Genomic DNA, 1344 nt, shown 5'->3' on the forward strand with positions numbered 1-1344 from the left:
GTTATGTCGTTCTTCTGTGCTCAGTTCCTATCTGCATTTGCTCAGTCAAACATCGGTACGATGCTAGCGTTGTATGGTGCTGAAGGCTTAAAAGCGATGAACCTACCAGGTGAAGCAACCATCATTGGTATGATCTTGCTAACAGCGGCTGTAAACCTACTTATCGGTTCCGCTTCTGCGAAATGGGCTTTGATTGGTCCAATCCTAGTTCCAATGCTAATGGCGGTAGGTATTTCTCCTGAACTATCTCAGGCGGCTTACCGTGTGGGTGACTCAGTATCGAACATCATTTCACCTCTGATGGTATTCTTCCCTCTTGTAGTGGTTTACTGTCAACGTTACGTGAAGTCGACAGGCATTGGTACACTGGCGTCACTGATGATGCCATTCTCGATTGCTATGTTGATTGGTTGGTCAATCTTCCTAGTTCTTTACTGGATGGTAGGTATCCCACTAGGTATTCAAGCACCGTACACATACACGATGTAAATGATCGAATATTAGAGAAAAGCGCAGGTCGAAAGGTCTGCGCTTTTTTGTTTTGAGGTGCCATTACGAAAGAGGCGCATCTCCAAAACTTATGTCCTGCTGTAGTGAAAGCGATGTTGGTGGTAATATTTCGCTATTCATAGTTACCTTCCTTTCTGGAGCCCTTTTGTCTGAGCATCAATTTACCCCACAAGACGAAATTTTTATGCGCCGAGCACTTGCATTAGCTGAACAAGCTGAATTGGAAGGAGAGGTGCCTGTGGGAGCGGTATTAGTTAAAGATGGAGAAGTGATTGCAGAAGGCTGGAACCGCTCTATCTGCTCTCATGATGCAACAGCACATGCGGAGATTCAGACTCTACGTAACGCAGGGGCTGTGTTAGAAAACTATCGACTTTTAGACACCACTCTCTATGTCACACTAGAGCCTTGCCCGATGTGCGCAGGAGCACTGTTGCACAGCAGAGTGAAACGCGTGGTATTTGGCGCGCCAGATCTTAAAGCGGGCGCGGCTGGTACGGTATTGAACTTGTTTGAGAGCCAAGCAGCTTACCATTACGCAACGGTCGAAAGAGGGCTGTTAGAGGATGAGTGCCGTGAGCAGTTACAGGCCTTGTTCAAGCGTCGTCGCAAAGAAATTAAGGCCAAGAAACAAGAGAAAAAAGTATTAGAAGGTAAGCAAGAAGATTAAGTTGGTGAGTTGTGTTCAGCAAACATCTACGGGTGTGTAGATGTTTGCTTTAAGTTCTTAGTGATTTACTAAGTGAACGAATACACGATTGCGTGCGCTGACTTTCTTTTTCATCGTTGTCAGCTTTCGCTTGCGGCGAATCGCAGCCACTGTCTTATTCAAAC

At 45.9% G+C, this 1344-nt stretch carries 2 protein-coding genes; both read left to right on the forward strand.

Annotated features, from left to right (window positions below; translation table 11 throughout):
* Positions 1-489: AbgT family transporter (locus R7P72_RS24545; protein ID WP_318110903.1), on the forward strand; the 489-nt coding region annotated here is incomplete at its 5' end.
* Between the two features lie 166 nt (positions 490-655).
* Complete coding sequence (tadA, locus tag R7P72_RS24550; protein ID WP_318110904.1) at positions 656-1180, forward strand: tRNA adenosine(34) deaminase TadA; 525 nt, start codon at positions 656-658, stop codon at positions 1178-1180.
* Positions 1181-1344: the final 164 nt, after the last annotated feature.

It is taken from the genome of Vibrio sp. Vb0888, assembly GCF_033338835.1.
In the GTDB taxonomy this organism is placed as follows: domain Bacteria; phylum Pseudomonadota; class Gammaproteobacteria; order Enterobacterales; family Vibrionaceae; genus Vibrio; species Vibrio alginolyticus.